Raw genomic sequence first — 1,563 nt, 5'->3', positions numbered from 1 at the left:
CCAAAGCACAACTACTAGCCAAACTGAGAACCAAACAAATTCTGGCACAACCGACACTAGCAGAACTAGCAATAGCCACTGCCACCATCTTACACAAATCCACCACCAAACACTCAGGCGGCGGCATACCCATCAGTACCAGAGAATATAGCGAATTAACCGAACTGGTACAGGAAAAAGACTCAACAATACAACAACTTAAAGCCGAACTAGACGAAGTTAAAGCAAATCGTCAAGCGGTAGCAGAAACCCCGGATAACACCATCTCATCCCAATTAAATTTAATGCAGAAAGAGATGGAATCCCTGCGGACTGCATATCAATCCATCGAGCAGAAATACAGCAATGCTGTAACTGAATTAGAATCGTACAAACAACTGGTAGAGAAACAAGCATCAGAAATCAACGTCCTCAAAAACGGCAATACATCTGTTAAGGTGACAGAGGATAGCACTCCTACCGAAACATTCCAACCAAATGACATAGTGAGGATAATTGCCAGTAGCAATCAAGCCTTAGTCAATCAAATAGGCATTTTCCGAGAAGTAGAAATAGAAGAAACACCTTTGGGGACAAGAGAAAGAGCCGTAGTCGTGCTAGACCCAGGTACGAGATTTCAAATCCCAGTGCGGATTGCCAATTATCAACAATCATTAGAAAAACTGGCAATAACTAAGTCAGAATTTCTCGTATTTGCACAAGCAGAAGACTTAGTGGAACAAAACAAAGACTTACAAACTAGAATCGAACACAAGGAATCGAAAATCGATGAAGCAGTTTGTCAGATAGGTCGCTGTCTGGCTCAACTTGGCGTACCTGGATGGTATGAAAAAGGCGTATATATTGACGACCAGGGACGTACTCATTCAGATGCACGGGCGTTAGAAGAAGGAGTCAAAGCTATCGCTGAAATTCTCGTCAACATAGAGGCACAAGTATCTTATTCAGAACAATCTGACGAAGACATCGAATTTTAGGTAGTACATAATTCCCGAACCATATAAAAAGCGTTTCATACAGAACGCTCTTACTGTATTCTGCCTAAATCCATGCCAGAAAAAGCCATCTTAATAGAATCGAGAAAATTCGATTACCCCGGTTATTACGAATGTGAGAGCCATTGTCGGGTCAGAATATATTTTCAGCCAGAACAAACAATCGTAATAGTTAGCGAGACTGAAACAAACGAAGGTACATCAGTTACTAACATGGCGGAGGAAATATCTACCCTCGTGGCATACCAATACGAATTGGAAGCGGCTTAAGCAACTAATCGCCCAACTCGAATTAGATTGGGACTCTTGCATAAATGAGGGACAATTAAGCTTATTTTAATGTGAACAGAACACCTCAGAAATTCACTCAAAATCTTCAGGTTTCTGATTGAAAGTAATACCACACAGAGCCCAACCAAGATGCCAAAAACTTATGTAGCAGAATTTGCGGAATACTGGCTACCCAAAAAAAAGATGGTGATTCCCTCTTCCAACCCACATTCCGCACCCGCAACTGTCACAATCGGAAATTACGGAGAAAAAAAGGCTAAGCAAGAGTAAAAAGAGA

Annotated in this window: 2 protein-coding genes; both read left to right on the top strand. The window is 41.4% G+C overall.

The window, feature by feature from the left end:
* The coding region (locus LAY57_RS35550; RefSeq protein ID WP_249072199.1) for a hypothetical protein at positions 1 to 977 on the top strand (977 nt) is incomplete at its 5' end.
* Positions 978 to 1,049: 72 nt separating this feature from the next.
* Positions 1,050 to 1,265: a hypothetical protein gene (locus LAY57_RS35545; protein WP_249072197.1), complete on the top strand. Its 216-nt coding sequence runs from the start codon at positions 1,050 to 1,052 to the stop codon at positions 1,263 to 1,265.
* Positions 1,266 to 1,563: the final 298 nt, after the last annotated feature.

The organism is Argonema antarcticum A004/B2 (assembly GCF_023333585.1).
Lineage (GTDB): Bacteria > Cyanobacteriota > Cyanobacteriia > Cyanobacteriales > Aerosakkonemataceae > Argonema > Argonema antarcticum.
Note: the sequence above shows the minus strand (reverse complement) of the source record. Positions and strands in the feature narration are given on the sequence as shown.